The sequence below is a fragment of the Pseudomonas sp. CFSAN084952 genome (assembly GCF_009648855.1).
Taxonomy (GTDB): domain Bacteria; phylum Pseudomonadota; class Gammaproteobacteria; order Pseudomonadales; family Pseudomonadaceae; genus Aquipseudomonas; species Aquipseudomonas paracarnis.
In genome coordinates, this window is the sequence record NZ_CP045767.1 from 4238492 (window position 1) to 4256390 (window position 17899).

Annotated in this window: 15 protein-coding genes and 1 pseudogene; 10 read left to right on the forward strand and 6 right to left on the reverse strand. The window is 61.2% G+C overall.

Features of this window, described 5'->3' with window-relative positions; genetic code table 11:
- The first annotated feature begins 29 nt into the window (after positions 1 to 29).
- The 6 genes and pseudogenes from GH769_RS19245 (at position 30) to GH769_RS29490 (ending at position 7272) form a co-directional block, all read left to right on the forward strand.
- Positions 30 to 998 carry a FecR domain-containing protein gene (locus GH769_RS19245; RefSeq protein ID WP_019817338.1) on the forward strand — a complete coding sequence of 323 codons (969 nt, stop codon included), beginning with the start codon at positions 30 to 32 and terminating at the stop codon, positions 996 to 998.
- Between the two features lie 115 nt (positions 999 to 1113).
- Positions 1114 to 3678, forward strand: coding sequence for a TonB-dependent receptor (locus tag GH769_RS19250; RefSeq protein WP_032902726.1), 2565 nt, complete (start codon positions 1114 to 1116; stop codon positions 3676 to 3678).
- Between the two features lie 137 nt (positions 3679 to 3815).
- Positions 3816 to 4424 carry a biliverdin-producing heme oxygenase gene (locus GH769_RS19255; RefSeq protein ID WP_014719756.1) on the forward strand — a complete coding sequence of 203 codons (609 nt, stop codon included), beginning with the start codon at positions 3816 to 3818 and terminating at the stop codon, positions 4422 to 4424.
- A gap of 169 nt (positions 4425 to 4593) precedes the next feature.
- Entirely contained in the window at positions 4594 to 4995 is a 402-nt protein-coding gene (locus GH769_RS19260) for a YbaN family protein (RefSeq protein WP_014719757.1), read from the forward strand.
- Between the two features lie 279 nt (positions 4996 to 5274).
- Positions 5275 to 6414, forward strand: a pseudogene (locus tag GH769_RS29485) (HAMP domain-containing protein); the annotation flags it as partial.
- A gap of 102 nt (positions 6415 to 6516) precedes the next feature.
- Entirely contained in the window at positions 6517 to 7272 is a 756-nt protein-coding gene (locus GH769_RS29490; RefSeq protein WP_371921767.1) for a methyl-accepting chemotaxis protein, read from the forward strand.
- 135 nt (positions 7273 to 7407) lie between these two features.
- On the opposite strand, the gene GH769_RS19270 is transcribed toward GH769_RS29490, so the two are convergent.
- Entirely contained in the window at positions 7408 to 7971 is a 564-nt protein-coding gene (locus GH769_RS19270) for an NAD(P)H nitroreductase (protein ID WP_003193928.1), read from the reverse strand.
- A gap of 140 nt (positions 7972 to 8111) precedes the next feature.
- Here GH769_RS19270 and GH769_RS19275 point away from each other — a divergent pair, with 140 nt between their 5' ends.
- From GH769_RS19275 to GH769_RS19285, 3 genes are read left to right on the forward strand one after another with little or no spacing between them, the layout of a single operon-like run.
- Complete coding sequence (locus GH769_RS19275) at positions 8112 to 9551, forward strand: di-heme oxidoredictase family protein (RefSeq protein WP_020301347.1); 1440 nt, start codon at positions 8112 to 8114, stop codon at positions 9549 to 9551.
- 31 nt (positions 9552 to 9582) lie between these two features.
- The gene (locus tag GH769_RS19280) at positions 9583 to 10647 is read left to right on the forward strand and encodes an imelysin family protein (RefSeq protein WP_032902722.1); all 1065 of its coding nucleotides are present in this window, start codon (positions 9583 to 9585) and stop codon (positions 10645 to 10647) included.
- A gap of 2 nt (positions 10648 to 10649) precedes the next feature.
- On the forward strand, positions 10650 to 11747 hold the full coding sequence (locus GH769_RS19285) for a DUF1513 domain-containing protein (protein ID WP_032902721.1): 1098 nt from the start codon (positions 10650 to 10652) through the stop codon (positions 11745 to 11747).
- Between the two features lie 211 nt (positions 11748 to 11958).
- Here the strand turns inward: GH769_RS19285 and GH769_RS19290 are convergent, their stop codons facing one another.
- From GH769_RS19290 to colR, 5 genes are all read right to left on the reverse strand, one after another.
- Positions 11959 to 12186, reverse strand: coding sequence for a hypothetical protein (locus GH769_RS19290; RefSeq protein WP_003193932.1), 228 nt, complete (start codon positions 12184 to 12186; stop codon positions 11959 to 11961).
- Positions 12183 to 12902, reverse strand: coding sequence for a lipopolysaccharide kinase InaA family protein (locus tag GH769_RS19295; RefSeq protein ID WP_019817333.1), 720 nt, complete (start codon positions 12900 to 12902; stop codon positions 12183 to 12185). Before GH769_RS19295 ends, GH769_RS19290 begins: the two co-directional genes overlap by 4 nt.
- A gap of 4 nt (positions 12903 to 12906) precedes the next feature.
- Complete coding sequence (locus GH769_RS19300; RefSeq protein WP_003193934.1) at positions 12907 to 13587, reverse strand: class I SAM-dependent methyltransferase; 681 nt, start codon at positions 13585 to 13587, stop codon at positions 12907 to 12909.
- A gap of 188 nt (positions 13588 to 13775) precedes the next feature.
- Positions 13776 to 15056 (reverse strand): HAMP domain-containing sensor histidine kinase, encoded by a 1281-nt coding sequence (locus GH769_RS19305; protein ID WP_032902719.1) that lies wholly within the window; start codon positions 15054 to 15056, stop codon positions 13776 to 13778.
- Complete coding sequence (gene colR / locus GH769_RS19310; RefSeq protein ID WP_003193936.1) at positions 15046 to 15729, reverse strand: two-component system response regulator ColR; 684 nt, start codon at positions 15727 to 15729, stop codon at positions 15046 to 15048. Before colR ends, GH769_RS19305 begins: the two co-directional genes overlap by 11 nt.
- 201 nt (positions 15730 to 15930) lie before the next feature.
- On the opposite strand from colR, the gene GH769_RS19315 reads away from it, so the two are divergent.
- Complete coding sequence (locus tag GH769_RS19315) at positions 15931 to 17880, forward strand: LTA synthase family protein (protein WP_032902717.1); 1950 nt, start codon at positions 15931 to 15933, stop codon at positions 17878 to 17880.
- The last annotated feature ends 19 nt before the right edge of the window (positions 17881 to 17899 follow it).

Consider the following 17899-nt stretch of genomic DNA (forward strand, 5'->3'; position numbering starts at 1 on the left):
TAAAACGTGGCGAAGACCCGAGGAACACCGTGACGGACCCGAATAAACTGCGCCCCCATGCGTTGGCTCATGAGGTGTTGCAAGACGCGGCCATGGACCAAGCCCTCGATTGGCTGATCGCCTTGCAGTGCCCGCAACCTGGGCAGCAGGCCGCGTTCGACGCCTGGCTGGCCCAGGACCCGGCGCATGTCCACGCCTTCAGCAAAGCCCAGGCCGCCTGGGGGGACGCGCCGGTACACAGCGCCGCCGTGGCCCTCGCCGCACCGCGCAAGCCCAGCGGCTGGCGCCGGATCAGACCGCACTGGAAACCCCTGGCCACCGCCGCCGTGTTACTGGTCGGCCTGTTCAGTTTCAGCAACCTGCCGGTGCGTTTGCAGGCCGACCATCTGACGGTGGTGGGCGAGCGCCAGCGCCTGCAACTGGACGATGGCTCCAAGGTGCTGCTGAACACCAACTCGGCGTTTTCCAGCACCATCAAGGACCACCAGCGCATTGCCCGCCTCTACCAGGGCGAAGCGTACTTTGAAATAGCGCCCACCCGTGGCCTGCCGCTGGAGATCGACGCGGGCCCGGTGCGCGCCAGCGTGCGCGACACCGCCTTTGCCGTGCGCTACCTCAATGGCGAAGCCCAGGTTCAAGTGCAGCGCGGCGATGTCGACCTGAGCAACACGTTCGACGATGCCCGCGTGCGCCTGAGCGCCGGTGAAAGCATCCGCATCGGCCCCAAGGGTTTCGGCCAACCGGCCAAGCTCGACCCCAGCAAGGATCTGGCCTGGGTGCAGGGCCGGCTGGTATTCGAAAACTGCCCGCTGAGCGAAGTGCTGGCTGAGCTGCGCCGCTATTACCCCGGCTGGATTGTCAACAACAACGAGCAGTTGGCCAGCGTCGCCGTCACCGGCAACTACCGCCTCGACCAGCCCCTGGACGTGGTGCGCTCCCTGGCCCACATCACCTCGGCCAAGCTGTCGGAGTACCCGGCGCTGGTGATTCTGAACTAAATGAGAATTATTTTTACTCGTTATTAACCGGCGATACGTCTCGTTATAGCCAATGCAACTGATTCCTATTCGGTTCGGTTCGCAACTATAAGATTCGTATCCCGGAGCGCTCTCGATGTCCTCTCGTTTCAACCGCCGGTCTGCTTCGCCCGTTTTGTCCTTGCTGACCGCCGCGATCCTGCTGGCTGGTACGCCCGTCATGAGCGCCACCGCCGCGGAACCTGCCGCTCGCAGCCACGCCAATTACACGTTCAGCATCGAACAGCAGCCACTGGTGTCGGCACTCAACGCCTTCACCGCAGTGACCGGCTGGCAAGTCGGCCTGCCGGCCGAACTGGGCCAGGGCGTGTCGTCCCCTGGCGTGCGCGGCCCGCTGCCAGCGGAAAAAGCCTTGGAGCGGCTGTTGGTGGGGACCAACCTGAGCTATCGCAAACTGGGCACCAACAACATCGTGCTGGAAAAACGTAGCGCCGGCAGCGCCCTCGCCCTGCAACAGGTGACCATCAGCGCCACCCGCAATGAACAGGATGTGAACAGTGTACCGAGCACCGTCAGCGTGCACGACCGCGCAGAACTGGACCGCCAGCACGTCAACAACATCCGTGAACTGGTGCGCTACGAACCCGGCGTCTCCGTCGGCGGCGCCGGTACGCGCTCGGGTAACGCGGGCTACAACATTCGTGGCATCGACGGCGACCGCGTCCTCACCCAGGTGGATGGCGTCGAAGTGCCGGACAATTTCTTCAACGGCCCTTACGCCAAGACCCGCCGCAATTACGTCGACCCGGAAATCGTCAAGCGCGTGGAGATCCTGCGCGGCCCGGCCTCGGCCCTGTACGGCAGCAGCGCCATCGGCGGCGCGGTGAGTTATTTCACCCTCGACCCGGATGACATCATCAAGCCAGGCCAGGACGTCGGCGCCCGCCTGAAGACCGGCTACAGCTCCGCCGACGAGAGCTGGCTGACCTCCGGCACCTTCGCCGGGCGTGTGCAAGACTTCGACGGTTTGCTGCACCTGAGCCAGCGCAATGGCCATGAAACCGAGTCCTACGATGGCAACAACGCCACCGGCCTGGCCCGTACCGGCGCCAACCCGGAAGATGCGCGCACCACCAACGTGCTGGCCAAGCTGGGCTGGAACTATGGCGATGACAACCGCCTGGGCCTGACCTATGAGAAGTTCAAGGATGACCGCGACGTCAATCTGAAAAACGCAGTGGGCGGTCCGTTCATCGGTGGTCGGGGCATGAACCTGTACCGCGACCGTCGCGGTAACGACACCATTACTCGCGAGCGCTTCGGCCTGGAAAACACCTTCGCCCTGGAGTCGCCGATTGCCGACCGCATCAAGACCAGCCTCAACTACCAGATCGCCAAGACCGACCAGACCACCGCCGAAATCTACCAGGCCGGCCGTCGCGTCCTGCGTACCCGCGACACCCTTTACGAAGAAAAACAGTGGGTCTTCGACGCGCAACTGGACAAAGCATTCAGCCTCGGCGAAACCGACCACCAAGTGACCTACGGCACCACCCTCAAGCAGCAGAAAGTCACCGGCTCACGCGAAGGCTCGGCCTCGTGCCTGGCCATTGGCGCCGGCTGCACCGCCATCGGCGCGCCAAGCCCATCAGCCAGCGACAGCGTGAAAAAGGCCAGCGACTTCCCCGACCCGACCATCAACACCTACTCGCTGTTCGCCCAGGACCAGATCACCTGGGACAAATGGACCTTCCTGCCCGCCGTGCGTTATGACTACACCCGGCTCAAGCCCAAGCTGACCCAGGAATTCCTCAACACCGTCAACCCGACCGGCGCCTATGCCGTCGATGGCAAAGACAAGACCTGGAACCGCGTCACACCCAAGTTCGGCCTCACCTATGCCCTGACCGACAACTACACCTGGTTCGGCCAATACGCCGAGGGCTTCCGCACGCCGTCTGCCAAAGCACTGTACGGTCGCTTCGAAAACCTCAACCTGGGCTACACCGTCGAACCCAACCCCGACCTCAAGCCGGAAACCAGCAAAGGCATCGAAACCGGGATTCGCGGCAAATTCGACGAAGGCTCTTTCGATATTGCGGTGTACTACAACAAGTACCGCGACTTTATCGACGAAGACAACGCCGTGGTCGGCGGCACCGTGGAGCAGTTCCAGGCGGTCAACATCAAGCGCGCCACCATCAAGGGCGTGGAAGCCAAGGGCCGCCTGAACCTGGATACCTTCGGCGCGCCGAAGGGTCTGTATACCCAAGGCTCGGTTGCCTACACCTACGGTCGCAACGACGACAATGGCGAGCCGTTGAACAGCGTCAACCCGCTCAAGGGCGTGTTTGGCCTGGGCTACGACCAGGACAACTACGGTGGCCTGGTGAGCTGGACCGTGGTGAAAAAACAGGACCGCGTCGACAGCACCACCTTCCACGCGCCCGACGGCGGCACCGACGGCCCGTTCAAGACCCCGGGCTTCGGCATCCTCGACCTGACCGCTTACTACAAGGTGAGCAAAGACGTGACCGTCAACGGCGGCCTCTACAACCTCACCGACAAGAAGTACTGGAACTGGGATGACGTGCGCAGCTACGACAGCGTCGGCGAAGCCGGTGTGACCGGCCCGGCCAACCTCGACCGCCTGACCCAGCCCGGTCGCAACTTTGCGATCAACGTGATCTGGGACATCTGACCCATCCGCCTCACCTCGCCGCCCTTGCAGCCGCGGCGAGGTGAGGATTTTTTACTGTGCCGCGTCTTCTTGTTCGTCTAGTTGATAACAGCTCTCTTCAGGGCGCCCAGGCGCTTCTCTTCTCAAGGACTTTTTTCATGACCGCTTCTTCCACCGCAGAACGCCCAAGCCTGCGCTCCCAACGCCTGAACCAGATCACCAACGCGCCGCACACCAAGCTCGACGCCTTGGTGAAAGCTCACGCGCCGTTCGAAACCCAAGCCAACTTCGCCCGTTTCGTGGTGGCCCAGTACCTGTTCCAATCGGAACTGGTGGCCTTGTACAACGATGCCGAGTTGAACCAGATCATCCCTGACCTGGCCGCCCGCTGCCGCGCCGAAGCGGCCAAGCTCGACCTGGCAGACCTGGACACCGAAATCCCGGCCCCGGTTGCCGGTGCGGTGAATAACCCCAGCAAAGCCGAAGCTTTGGGCTGGCTGTTCGTCTCCGAAGGCTCCAAGCTGGGCGCTGCGTTCCTGATCAAGCGCGCCGTGGGCCTGGGCCTGAGCGAAACCTTCGGTGCCCGCCACCTGGGCGAGCCGGCCGGTGGTCGCGCCGAAGGCTGGAAAAGCTTCACCCGCACCCTCGACGGCCTGGCATTCAGTGCCGAAGAAGAAGCTGCCGTGGAAAAAGGCGCGATTGATGCGTTTGTGCGCTTCACCGTGTTGCTGGAACAGGCGTACGCTAGCGCCCCAGAACTGGCGTAAGTGTTCTGGTAATCAGCGGTTCAATGTGGGAGCTGGCTTGCCTGCGATGGCGGTGGGTCAGCTCCAGATATTTAACCTGATACACCGCCATCGCAGGCAAGCCAGCTCCCACACTTGGGTGCATTTCATGGCTGATAATGTGTAAACCTTCCCACCAGAAAACTGCAGCATGACCGGCAAACCCCAATCCTCCTCCAAAATCGCCCAAGTCCTCTTTGGCCTGCTGGCCTACGTGAGCCTGGGGATCGGCTTGGTGGCGATTGTCATACCGGGGTTGCCCACCACCGAATTCATCTTGCTCGCTGCCTGGGCCGCCACCAAAAGCTCGCCGCGCCTCAGCGCCTGGCTGGAAAACCATCGCCTGTTCGGGCCGATTCTGTCCAACTGGCGCAATGGCAAGATCATCGCCCGCCGCGCCAAGGTCAGCGCCACGGTGAGCATGTTGCTGTGCGCCGTGCTGATGCTGGTGATGCTCGATCACGGCTGGCCGGTGTACCTGGCGATTGCCGGGATGAGCCTGGGCAACCTGTGGATCTGGTCCCGCCCCGAGCAGCTCGCACGCCCCGTATAACGGCCGGTGTAGGCATTTTCCTACCGCTCATCGCCTATTTCTCATGAATTGATTTGTGACGCCGATGTTTCAGGTACGGCGCCGAATGGACTTGGCTCTTCTGCGTGCATTCCAACAAGTCCATTCGTGAGTGAACCTATGTTCGACACCCTCTCCATCCGCTTGAAAATCGTGTTGCTGTCCGGCCTGTGCCTGCTGGGTGTGATTGCACTGGTGGTCGGCATCAATATCTACAACACCAACCAGAACGATCGGTTGGTCAGTGATTCAAGCTCACGAATGCTCACCGCCAGCGTTGAGCAGTTGCTGCAATCCAAAGCGGCCGAACAGGCCGGCCACTTGCAGCAGACCTTCGGCGAAAACCTGCTGGTGGTCACCGCCCTGGCCGACCAGATCAAAGACCTGCGTCAGTTGGGCACCCAACGCGCCCTTGAAGCCGGGGCCCTGCGTGAAGAGCTCAACCGCAGCGTCAAAACCGCGTTCGAGCGCAACACCAAAGTGCTGGGCATCTGGTTGTCGTTCGAACCCAACGGGCTGGATGGCAAGGACAGCGAATTCATCGACGACAAGGCCCGCGTCTCCAATGAAAAAGGCCGGTTTTCCAGCTACTGGAGTCGTGCTGGCGGCGAAGGCCAGAACACCATCATGGTCGAAGATGACCTGACCAAGACCACCCTCAACCTCAGCGGCACGCCCTACAACATCTGGTACACCTGCCCACGGGACACGCGCAGTACGTGCCTGCTGGACCCGTACGAAGACACGGTGGCCGGCAAACCGGTACTGATGACCACCATTTCCCTGCCGCTGATCGTCGACGGCAAAGTCATCGGTGTCGTCGGCGTGGACATCGCCCTCACCGCCCTGCAAGCGACCACCGATGCTGCGCAGAAAGACCTGTTCAACGGTGCCGCCCACCTGGAGATTCTGTCCAGCACCGGCCTAATCGCCGCCTACAGTGGTGAACCGGCCAAAGTCGGCAAGAACCTGATCGACAGCATCGGCGCCGAAGGCAAGGAGATCGTGCAACTGTTGGCCAATGACCGTCCGGTGATCCGTGAGCAGGACGACACCATTCGTGCCGTGTACCCGCTCAAGCCGATTGCCGGTGCCAAATCCTGGGGCGTGGTGATCAAGCTGCCCAAAGCGGTGATGCTGGCCGACAACGAAAAACTGCAAGCCGTACTCGACGAGGCCCAGGCAACAGGCACGCTAAAAGCCCTGCTGGTGGCCGCCGCCGCTGGCCTGCTGGGCTTGCTGTTGATCTGGCTGACCGCTACTGGCGTGACCCGCCCTATCAATAGCGTGGCCGCCATGCTCAAGGACATCGCCAGCGGTGACGGCGACCTCACCCAACGCCTGGCCTACGCCAAGAAAGACGAACTGGGCGAGCTGGTGAACTGGTTCAACCGCTTCCTCGACAAACTGCAGCCGACCATTGCGCAGATCAAGCAAAGCATTACCGAAGCCCGCGGGACGGCCGATCAGTCGTCCGCCATTGCGCGCCAGACCAGCGAAGGCATGCGGGTGCAGTTCCGTGAAATCGACCAGGTCGCCACCGCGTCGAACGAAATGAGCGCCACCGCCCACGACGTGGCCAACAGCGCCTCCAATGCCGCCAGCGCGGCACGCGGTGCCGACCAGTCGGCTCGCGAAGGCATGTCGATCATCGAGCAGAGCACCCGCGATATCACCACCCTGGCCGACGAAGTCAGCAAAGCCGTGGGCGAAGTCGAAGCCCTGGCGGTCAACAGCGAGCAAATCGGTTCAGTGCTGGAGGTGATCCGCAGCATTGCCGAACAGACCAACCTGCTGGCGTTGAATGCGGCGATTGAAGCGGCACGCGCCGGGGAAAGCGGACGTGGCTTTGCGGTGGTGGCCGACGAAGTGCGCAACCTGGCCAAACGCACCCAGGACTCGGTGGAAGAAATCCGCCTGGTGATCGAGCGTATCCAGAGCGGTACTCGTGGCGTAGTGGCGACCATGCACTCCAGCCAGCACCAGGCGCAGAGCAATGCCGGGCAGATCCATCAAGCCGTGCAAGCCCTGGGCAAGATCAGCGACGCGGTCACCGTGATCAGCGACATGAACCTGCAAATCGCCAGCGCGGCCGAACAGCAGAGCGCGGTGGCCGAAGAGGTCAACCGCAACGTCTCGGCGATTCGCACCGTGACCGAAACCCTCACGGGCCAGGCCACCGAGTCGGCGGCGATCAGCAGCCAGCTCAATGCGCTGGCCAGCCAGCAGATGAAGTTGATGGATCAGTTCAGGGTCTGACTCGGTTCTGAAAACACTAAACATCTGGGTGGGAGCCGGGCTCGCCCGCGATGCAGACAACTCGGTGTATCTGTGAAACCGAGTCGATGCCATCGCAGGCAAGCCAGCTCTCACATAGAGCAGAACAGCGGTGAATTACCGGCCGGGCCAGGCCTGGACGAACGGCGTCAGGTCTTCCTTCGGCGCCGTACGCGGTGGGTTCTGCGGTGTGCCCAGGTAGAGAAAGCCAATCACTTCTTCATTCGCCGCCAACCCCAGGCCTTTGGCGACATGGGCCGAGTAGGACAATTCGCCAGTACGCCACACCGCGCCAATACCCTGGGCATACGCCGCCAGCAGAATGCCGTGGGCCGCACAGGCGGCGGCCAGCAATTGCTCGGACTTGGGCACTTTGAAATGCTCTTGCAAGCGTGCAATCACCACCACCACCAGCGGCGCACGCAGCGGGCCGTTCTGGGCTTTATCGATGGCGGCTTGCGGTGCGTCGGCGTCTTGCAGGCGGGCGGCTTCGGCCAACAGCGTGCCCATCTGTTCACGGGCTGCGCCTTCGACGGTGAGGAAACGCCACGGGCGCAGTTGACCGTGATCGGGCGCGCGCATGGCGGCGGCGAACAGCAGGTCGCGCTGCTCCTGGGTCGGTGCCGGGTCGAGCAAACGGGGCACGGAAACACGGTTGAGCAAAGCGTCGAGAGCCTGCATTGGCCACCTCCATAAAAAAATGTGCAGCCATTCTAGCGGGAAAGAATCGGGATGCCACCAAACGATAATTGCTCTTATTCAATCTGCCCTGCCCTGTTAGACTTTGCGCCTTAATTTTCTGCCCTCGTCCAGGAATCTCGATGTTCCGTGCGCTTTTGTACCTGCCAGCAGCGTTAATGGCTTTAAGCCTGACTGCTTGCGATGACGCCCCTCGCTTCACGAAAGCAGAGCCGGGTGAATCGCGGGCCGGTGGCGCGGCGACGGTAAACAAGCGCGACCAGAACGCCTTTTCCCTGCCCTCGGCCAACCTCGCGCCGACGCGGCGCCTGGACTTCAGCGTCGGCAACAGTTTCTTTCGCAACCCGTGGGTGATTGCGCCGTCCACCACCACGGCGCGCGATGGCCTGGGCCCGCTGTTCAATACCAACGCCTGCCAGAACTGCCATATCAAGGATGGCCGTGGCCACCCGCCGCTGCCCGACGCGCCCAATGCCGTGTCGATGCTGGTGCGCCTGTCCATCCATCCCTCTATTACAGAGCAGCCAGCCTACGCCAAGCTCATCGAACAGATCGGCGTGGTACCCGAGCCGGTCTACGGCGGGCAACTCCAGGACATGGCGGTGCCCGGCGTTGCGCCGGAAGGCAAGGTGCGGGTCGACTACACACCGGTCAACGTCAGGTTCAAGGACGGCACGCTCGTTGAATTACGCAAGCCCGACCTGCAGATCACCCAACTCGGCTACGGCCCGATGCACCCTGACACACGCTTCTCGGCGCGTATCGCCCCGCCGATGATCGGCCTGGGCCTGCTCGAAGCGATCAGCGACGCCGATATCCTGCGCAACACCGACCCCAAGACCGCCGACAAAGAGGCTATTGTCGGCCGCGCCAATTGGGTCTGGGATGACGCTCAGGCCAAAACTGTCCTCGGGCGTTTTGGCTGGAAAGCCGGGCAGCCCAACCTCAATCAACAAAACGTTCACGCGTTTTCTGGTGATATGGGCCTCACCACGTCCCTGAGACCCTTCGATGACTGCACCGACGCCCAAGTGGCCTGCAAACAGGCGCCCAACGGCAATGGCCCGCAGGGTGAACCGGAAGTCAGCGATAACATCCTGCGCCTGGTGCTGTTCTACACCCGCAACCTCGCGGTGCCCGCACGTCGGGACGTTGATACGCCGCAAGTGCTGGCCGGCAAGAACCTGTTCTACCAGGCCGGTTGCCAAGGCTGTCACAAGCCCAGCTTCACCACCGCCGCCAATGCAGCCGAACCTGAACTGGCCAACCAGGTGATTCGCCCCTACAGCGACCTGCTGCTGCACGATATGGGCGAAGGCCTGGCCGACAACCGTAGCGAATTCAAAGCCACTGGCCGCGACTGGCGCACCCCGCCGCTGTGGGGCATTGGCCTGACGCAAACCGTGAGTGGTCACACCCAGTTCCTGCATGACGGCCGCGCCCGCAACCTGCTTGAAGCCGTGCTGTGGCATGGCGGTGAAGCCCAAGCGGCGCAGCAACATGTGTTGTCGTTCAATGCCGAGCAGCGTGCCGCGTTGCTGGCGTTCCTGAATTCTTTATAAGCTTTGCCCCACTTACAGAAGGGAGCTCGACATGTTTCGTCCCAAGTTGTTATTCACCAGCCTCGCCGCCCTGGCCTTGGGCGCCTGCTCGCCCCAAGACCCGCAAGCAGTGACCTCGGCAGCCATCGCCAAGCAAGTGATCCTGCCGACCTACAGCCGTTGGGTTGAGGCCGACCGTCAGTTGGCCGTCAGCGCCCTGGCCTACTGCCAAGGCAAGGAAAGCCTGGACACCGCCCGCGCTGACTTCCTGCACGCACAAAAAGCCTGGGCCGAGCTGCAACCGCTGTTGATCGGCCCGCTGGCCGAAGGCAACCGGGCGTGGCAGGTGCAGTTCTGGCCAGACAAGAAGAACCTGGTCGGCCGCCAGGTCGAGCAACTGGTCAGTGCCCAGCCGCAGATCGACGCCGCGGCCCTGGCGAAATCCAGCGTGGTAGTGCAGGGCCTGTCGGCCTACGAATACATCCTCTACGACGCCAAGCCCGACATCGCCGACGAAGCCCAGAAAGCCCGCTATTGCCCGTTACTGATGGCCATCGGCGAGCGCCAGAAAGTCCTGGCCGAAGAGATCCTGGCCAGCTGGAACAGCACCGACGGCATGCTCGCGCAGATGACCAAGTTTCCGAACCAGCGCTACGCTGATTCCCACGAAGCCATCGCCGACCTGCTGCGCGTGCAAGTGACCGCCCTGGACACCCTGAAGAAAAAACTCGGCACCCCAATGGGCCGCCAGACCAAGGGCATCCCGCAACCGTTCCAGGCCGATGCCTGGCGCAGCCAGTCGTCCCTGCAGAGCCTGGAAGCCAGCCTCGCCGCAGCGCAGACCGTGTGGGTGGGCGTGGATAACAAAGGCCTGCGTGGCCTGCTGCCGGCGGACCAGAAGCCCCTGGCCGAGAAAATCGACGCCGCCTACGCAGCGTCGCTGAAACTGTTCGCCAGCAACCAGCGCACCCTTAACGAACTGTTGAACGACGACGCCGGGCGCCAGCAACTCAACGACATCTACGACAGCCTCAACGTAGTCCATCGCCTGCATGAAGGTGAACTGGCCAAGGCGCTGGGTGTACAACTGGGCTTTAACGCCAACGACGGTGACTGATGATGCTCAGGCGACAGGCTTTGGCGGTGGGCAGCGTGCTGCTCAGCGCTATCACCTTGGGTGGCTGGACGCTGTTCAAGCACAAAGACAAAGGCCCGCTGCTGCTGTCGGCGCGCGATGATGCCGATGGCAAGCACTACGCTGTCGGCTATCGCCTGGACGGCAAGCCGGTATTTGCCACCCAGGTCGGCCAGCGCTGCCATGACATCATCAACCACCCAACGTTGCCGATTGCGCTGTTCGTGGCCCGTCGACCAGGCACCGAGAGCTACCTGATCGACCTGCGCGATGGCAGGCTGCTGCAAACCATCACCTCCAACGCCAACCGCCATTTCTATGGGCATGCGGTGATCCACAAGAGCGGCGACTGGCTGTACGCCACCGAGAACGACACTTCCGACCCTGGCCGCGGCCTGTTGGGTGTGTATAAGTTTGAAGGTGAGCGGCTGGTGCACAGCGGCGAGATCTCTACCCACGGCATCGGCCCGCATCAGGTCTCGTGGATGCCCGACGGCGAGACGCTGATCGTGGCCAACGGTGGCATTCGCACCGAAGCCGAAAGCCGGGTAGAGATGAACCTCAATGCCATGGAGCCGAGCCTGGTGCTGATGCGGCGCGACGGCAGCCTGATCAGCAAGGAAACCCTGGCCCAGCAGATGAACAGCGTGCGGCACATGGGCATCGCCAGCGATGGCACCATCCTCACGGGGCAACAGTTCATGGGCCCGTCCCAGGAGCGTTCCGAGTTGCTGGCGATCAAGCGCCCGGGGCAGCCGTTCGTGGCGTTCCCAGTGGCGGATGAACAGTTGCAGGCGATGGGGCATTACACCGCCAGCGTGGCGGTGCATAGCGAACTGCGCCTGGTGGCGTTGACAGCACCTCGTGGCAATCGCTTTTTTATCTGGGACATGGACACCGCCGAACTGCGCCTGGATGGGCCCTTGCCGGACTGTGCGGGGGTGGGTGCGGTGGCGGATGGGTTTGTCGTGACATCAGGACAGGGGCGTTGCCGCTTCTATGACTGCCGCCAGGAAAAGTTACTGGCAACACCACTGGAGTTACCGGCGGGGTTCTGGGATAACCACCTGCACTTGGTCTAAAGACCGACGACATCAAAATGTGGGAGCGGGCTTGATCGTTCCCACGCTCTGCGTGGGAATGCAACCCGTGACGCTCTGCGTCACTGGCGCTAACGGACGAGACGCAGAGCGTCTCAAGAGGCATTCCCACGCAGAGCGTGGGAATGATCATGCCTGGCGCACCATAAAAAAAGGGCCTCGCATGGCAAGGCCCTTTTCGGGGTCAATCGTTTCAACTTTGCGGCCTCATCGCTTGAGACATGCCGAACATGAATAACAACAATTCATGGTCGGGCTTGGCCGCCACACTCGTCTTGGCAATGCGTGGCAGCAGGCATTGCCCGCCACCGTCTACCGCACTCAACACTTGTGTACGAGGTTGTTCCCATACCGCCAGGGCCAGGGCTGCAACACCCAATGCCCCGACCAGAAACAAACCTCGTGCGATTTCTAGCTTCATCTGGTTAAACCCTTGATAGCGCTGCCAAACGCCGTCTCGTAAAAGTAGCTGAGTTTTTTCCAGTCGGTATCATTCCACGACGAATGGCGACGCAATTGCAGCATGTCGTGGGACGCGGCCCGATAAGCGGTCAGGCGCTGGCGGCATTTCTCAAAGTCCAGCAGCGCCACTTCCACCGTCGCCGCATCAGGCTCACCGGTAACCCGCACGAAAATGTGCTTGATATACAGGCAACCGTGTTGCCAGCGGCCTTTGTGCATACGGGCCAAGGTGCCGGCCAACTCTTGCAGCAGGCGCTCGTGGACCGCCTCGCCATACTGTTCGCGGCCACCGGCGGCGTACCAGTTTTCAATCTCGTCGAAACCGTCCAGAGACGCGGTGACCAACAGGGCTTTCCACTGGTGCTCTGGGTCGCGACGTGCTTCGCAAAACACCAGTTCCGGCACACGCACATCCAGCAAACGCAGGCCTTTGAGGGCATCACGCTCACGCAGCACGGTCGGACGCCCAAAGGGGTGCAGCCAGCTGCGGTAAATGTGGCCGGTCTGGCGCTTGCAATAGAGCAAACGGCCATTAGGGCTTATGACCCGTTGCACGCCACTTTCACCACCACGTCGGCGGTTGGGTTCTTCAACCCACTCACCCTGTTGACGCCAGAAAAAATCAAATCGTTCTTCGGGAGCTACATGACTGCCTACTACGCACTCAACTGCCATCCTGTTACCTCTTGCGCAATACATACACTCGCCACATGGCGTAGAGCGGTATGAAGTCCAGGGATTCCTGAACACGGAAACCGGCCTGCTCGAATTCTGCCTCGACAGTAGCAGCCGGTAACACAAACCGGTTTTGGTAACCTTCCTGCTCACCTTTTTTGCGACGACGCACTTCGCTGCGCTTGCGCTTCCAGGCCTTGAAATTGCCGTCTACCCACAGCGAAATAATCACGCTGTCGCGGGTAACACGTTGAAACTCGCGCAATATTGTCAGCCTGTGCTCTGGCTCACCGATGTGGTGCATCAAGCGCATGCAGAAAATACTGTCGACGGAGTTATCTGGCAAATCGATATCAAAGGCAGACGTCTGCAAAGGGCGTACCCGTTTCACCACCTCTGCCGGTTGCGCAGCGGTGGCGATCTTTAACATCGACGCCGAATTGTCAGCTCCGATAATCACACGGTTGGGTTTTTCGGCCAGCAACGGCCAGAAACGTCCAGCGCCACAAGGCAGGTCCAACACCAGCCCCGGCTCGCCGGCCATGGCCAGCGCACCGCGCGCCAACTGCTCGTCGCGCTTGTGGGACAACCGGCGAGCCAGATTGTCCTGATGCTTGAGCAAATATTTCTGGGCGTGTTGATCGTCGTACTTATCAGAAAATTCCAGCTTGATCGGGGAAGGCATCTTACGTCTCCAGTAACTGATGCCTACGACCTTAAGCAGCGAACTGTGATCAACAGGTCAACTCGTTGTGAAAATCTTGTCCTGTCCAATTGCATACATTTCAAGACTTTACAGAAACATTCAGTAGCACCGGGCCATCTTCGCCGAAAAGCACGCAGTCTGCATCAGCAAAACGACAGACTGAATGGTCAGGTTTTGACTGGGTTGAGCTCCACATGAAAACGGCAGCCATTAGGCTCCATGGTGCTCAGGCTCACGCTCCAACCCTGGCTTTCGCAGATCCGCTGCACCAGTGACAAGCCGAGGCCAAGGCCCTCGCCACGCTTCTCGCTACCGCGCACGAACGGCTCGAACATCGCTTCGCGCTTCTCTTCGGGGATGCCGACACCGGAGTCCTCCACCGTGAAACCACTGGGCTCCAGGGTCAGGCGGATAAACCCGTGCTCGGTGTAATGCAGTGCGTTGCGCAGCAGGTTGCCCATCACCGCATGCAAGAAGGTGGTGTTGTAGCAGGTGTCCAGGGGGTTGCCTGGCAGGTAGATCAACGTCAGGCCTTTTTTCTCGATGGGCTCGCGCCAGATACCGAGCAGGTCTTCGGCCACCTGGGTGAGGTTGCCTTGGGGCGAACTGGCGGCGTCGTCGTGTTTGGCGCGGGCCAGCATCAGGAAGGTTTGCACCAGTTCGCGCATTTCTTCACAGGCACGGGCAATTCGTTCTACCTGATTGCGACCGCGCTGATCGATGGCCGGGTTTTCGCGCAACAGTTCGCAGGAGCTGGCCAGGACCATCAAGGGCGTGCGCAACTCATGGCTCACATCGCTGGTAAACAATTGCTCACGTGACAGCGCCTGGCGTAAACGACCCAAGGTGGCGTCGAACGCCACCGCCAGTTCGCCCACTTCATCGGCGGCGTAATCCGGCGCCAGGGGCGGTGCCAGGCCCAACAGTTGGTCACGATGACGGACCTGACGGGCCAGGCGTACCACCGGCGCCATCACCTTGCGGGCCAGCACCCAGCCGAGGAACGCCGCCAGCGCCAGGCTGAGTACGAACCCCACCAGCACCACCGCAAACAGCACGCGCTCACGCTCTTCGAAATCGCTCTGGTCTTGCAGCAACACATAACGTCGGCCATCGACCACTTCAACCATGGCGTGGTACGACAGCGCCTCGCGAAACACCTCATGAAACCCCGGGTCCAGATGGCGCAGGTCCTTGGGCAGTTCAAAATCGCCACGCCCGCCGCTGAAATAGAACAGCTGGTCCGGCTCCGGCCGATGGTTCCAGTCTTCGACGCTGTCCATCAACAGCAGGCGTTGCAAGTCGCCGCCCAAGCCCGCCGAGATCAACTTCTCCTCCACCAGGTGCACCGTCGCGATGATGCCGATGGCGAAGGCCCCCGCCACCAACGCACTCATCAAGGCGAAGGCGATGATGATCCGTTGGGCAAGGCTTTGCTTAAACTCCATCACGACCCTCGGCCAGGCGATAACCCACACCATGCACCGTTTGCAGCAATGGCTTGGCGAAGGGTTTGTCGATCACTTGGCGCAATTGGTGAACATGGCTGCGCAGGCTGTCGCTGTCCGGGCAGTCGTCTCCCCACAGGGCTTCTTCGAGAACTTCCCGACGCAGAACGTGCGGGCTTTTCTGCATCAGCACGGCGAGCAGTTTCAGACCCACGGGGTTGAGCTTGAGCAGGCGCCCTTCGCGGGTGACTTCCAGCGTATCGAGGTCGTAGTTCAGGTCACCCACTTGCAGGGCACGACGCCCGCCACCCTGGGCACGGCGCAACACCGCTTCGATACGGGCGGCCAGTTCCGACAAGGCGAAGGGTTTGAGCAGGTAGTCATCGGCGCCAGACTTGAAGCCCTGCAGCCGGTCGTCCAGTTGGTCGCGAGCGGTAAGCATGATTACCGGAGTGTCACGGCGCGCGTCTTCGCGCAGGCGCTTGCACAGGGTGTAGCCATCGATGCCGGGCAACATGATGTCGAGCACGATCAGGTCGTAATGCTCGGTGGCCGCCAGGTGCAGGCCCGACAAACCGTCCTGCGCACAGTCCACTGTGTAGCCTTTGAGCCCCAGGTAATCGGCCAGGTTGGCGAGGATATCGCGGTTGTCTTCAACCAATAGAATTCGCATGGGCAGTGTCTCCGTACGCGGTAACGGCCGTGTTGGCTCGCGCAGCTTAAGGCCAAGCGGGGCTCAGGGATAGAGCGCAGAGCCCCGCTGATAAAGGTTTTCAACTGTTTGCAGAGCCGAACAAGTTTTTCACTATAGCTTCACAAACTGACTACAGCCTCAGGAAGAAGATCGCCCCCCATTGATCTAAGGAACATAGACATGGGTTTTTTCAAAACTGCACCAATGCGCTATTTGTTGTTGATTACCGGTACCTGGTTACTGGTTTTCCTGCTTACCCGCAGTGTGCTGCTCATCACTCACCTGGATGAAGTCGGCGGCAACCTGCTGCCGGTGTTTGGCGTAGGTGTGCTCTACGACCTGGCCTTCCTCGCCTACGCAGCCTTGCCGCTTGGCCTGTATTTGCTGCTCTGCCCGCCAGCTCTGTGGCGCCGCCGTGGCCATCGCTGGTTCCTGCAAGCGGTGCTGACCGTCAGCCTGTTCGCCATGCTGTTCACCTCGGTGGCCGAATGGTTGTTCTGGGATGAGTTTGGCGTGCGCTTCAACTTTATCGCTGTCGATTACCTGGTGTACTCCGATGAGGTACTGAACAACCTGCTGGAGTCTTACCCGATCGGCAAGCTGCTGAGCCTGCTGGCGATGCTTGCACTGATTCTGAGCGTGGCTCTGCGCAAGCCCTTCAATGCCGCGATGGCAGCGCCCTTGCCTGCGCTGCGTGGCCGTTTGGTCAACGCCCTGGGCCTGCTGGTGCTCGCCGGCCTCAGCCTGCAACTGGTCAGCCAGGACAGCCCACGCACCCAAGGCGGTAACGCGTACAACAACGAATTGGCCAGCAACGGGCCTTATCAGTTCTTCGCCGCCTTCCGTAACAACGAACTGGATTACACCCAGTTCTACAAAAGCCTGCCGACCGACGTCGTCGCCAAGCAGTTGCGCGCCGAACTGAGTGAGCCCAACGCCCGCTTTATCGACCCGGACCCGCTGGATATTCGCCGTGCCATCACCAACCCCGGCACACTGCGCAAGCCCAACATCGTACTGGTGACCATCGAGAGTTTCAGCGCCAAGTACATGGGCAGCAATGGCGATGCGCGCAACCTCACGCCCAATCTGGATGCATTGCGCCAACAGAGCCTGTACTTCAATAACTTCTACGCCACCGGTACGCGTACCGACCGAGGCCTGGAAGCCATTACCCTGGCAATCCCGCCGACGCCGGGACGTTCGATCGTCAAGCGCATCGGCCGCGAAAGCGGGTTCGCCAGCCTGGGGCAACAGCTCTCGGCCATCGGTTATGACAGCGTATTTGTCTACGGCGGGCGCGGTTACTTCGACAATATGAACGCGTTCTTCAGCGGCAACGGTTATCGGGTGGTGGACCAGAGCAGCGTGCCCGAGTCAGAAATCTCGTTCAAAAACGCCTGGGGCATGGCCGACGAAGACCTGTTCAAACAGACCTTGAAACTGGCCGACGCCGACTACGCCAAGCAACAGCCGTTCTTGCTGCAACTGATGACCACCTCCAACCACCGTCCTTATACCTACCCGGACGGGCGCATCGACATCAAGTCCGGCAAGGGCCGCGACGGCGCGGTGAAATACACCGACTACGCCATCGGCCAGTTCCTTGAGGCGGCGCGCCAGAAGCCGTGGTTCGATAACACGATCTTCGTGTTCGTCGCCGACCACACGGCCGGCAGCGCGGGCAAGGAAGACCTGCCGATCACCAACTACCAGATACCGCTGTTTATCTACGCGCCCAAGCTGATCGACGCACGGGAATCCGCCCAACTGGCCAGCCAGATCGACCTGGCGCCGACCTTGCTGGGCCTGCTCAACCTGAGCTACGAATCAACATTCTTTGGCCGCAACCTGCTGCAAGACAACCCATTGCCTGCACGGGTAGTGGTGGGCAATTACCAGCACCTGGGTCTGTTCGATGGCAAGGACCTGGCAATCCTCAGCCCGCGCCAAGGCTTGCGTCGCCACGACCAGGCCTTGGGCGAGAGCCAGGAGCTGCGCGTCGGTAGCGATGACCCCTTGATTCAACGGGCGATCACCTACTACCAGGCCGCCAGTTATGACTACAAACAGCAACTGCTGAGCTGGAAAGCGCCCAAGGAAGAGGCTCCAGTCTTAAGCAAACGCTAATCAAAAAGCCCCGTGCAGG

Excerpts from the sequence above, each read along its gene's own strand:
- GH769_RS19300 (WP_003193934.1), bottom strand. The coding sequence starts at position 13,587 with ATGCCTTCCCCGATCAAGCTGGAATTTTCTGATAAGTACGACGATCAA.
- GH769_RS29490 (WP_371921767.1), top strand. The coding sequence starts at position 6,517 with ATGCGGGTGCAGTTCCGTGAAATCGACCAGGTCGCCACCGCGTCGAAC.
- GH769_RS19275 (WP_020301347.1), top strand. The coding sequence starts at position 8,112 with ATGTTCCGTGCGCTTTTGTACCTGCCAGCAGCGTTAATGGCTTTAAGC.
- GH769_RS19315 (WP_032902717.1), top strand. The coding sequence starts at position 15,931 with ATGGGTTTTTTCAAAACTGCACCAATGCGCTATTTGTTGTTGATTACC.
- GH769_RS19305 (WP_032902719.1), bottom strand. The coding sequence starts at position 15,056 with ATGGAGTTTAAGCAAAGCCTTGCCCAACGGATCATCATCGCCTTCGCC.
- GH769_RS19295 (WP_019817333.1), bottom strand. The coding sequence starts at position 12,902 with ATGGCAGTTGAGTGCGTAGTAGGCAGTCATGTAGCTCCCGAAGAACGA.
- GH769_RS19255 (WP_014719756.1), top strand. The coding sequence starts at position 3,816 with ATGACCGCTTCTTCCACCGCAGAACGCCCAAGCCTGCGCTCCCAACGC.
- GH769_RS19270 (WP_003193928.1), bottom strand. The coding sequence starts at position 7,971 with ATGCAGGCTCTCGACGCTTTGCTCAACCGTGTTTCCGTGCCCCGTTTG.
- GH769_RS19250 (WP_032902726.1), top strand. The coding sequence starts at position 1,114 with ATGTCCTCTCGTTTCAACCGCCGGTCTGCTTCGCCCGTTTTGTCCTTG.
- GH769_RS19280 (WP_032902722.1), top strand. The coding sequence starts at position 9,583 with ATGTTTCGTCCCAAGTTGTTATTCACCAGCCTCGCCGCCCTGGCCTTG.
- colR (WP_003193936.1), bottom strand. The coding sequence starts at position 15,729 with ATGCGAATTCTATTGGTTGAAGACAACCGCGATATCCTCGCCAACCTG.
- GH769_RS19260 (WP_014719757.1), top strand. The coding sequence starts at position 4,594 with ATGACCGGCAAACCCCAATCCTCCTCCAAAATCGCCCAAGTCCTCTTT.
- GH769_RS19285 (WP_032902721.1), top strand. The coding sequence starts at position 10,650 with ATGCTCAGGCGACAGGCTTTGGCGGTGGGCAGCGTGCTGCTCAGCGCT.
- GH769_RS19290 (WP_003193932.1), bottom strand. The coding sequence starts at position 12,186 with ATGAAGCTAGAAATCGCACGAGGTTTGTTTCTGGTCGGGGCATTGGGT.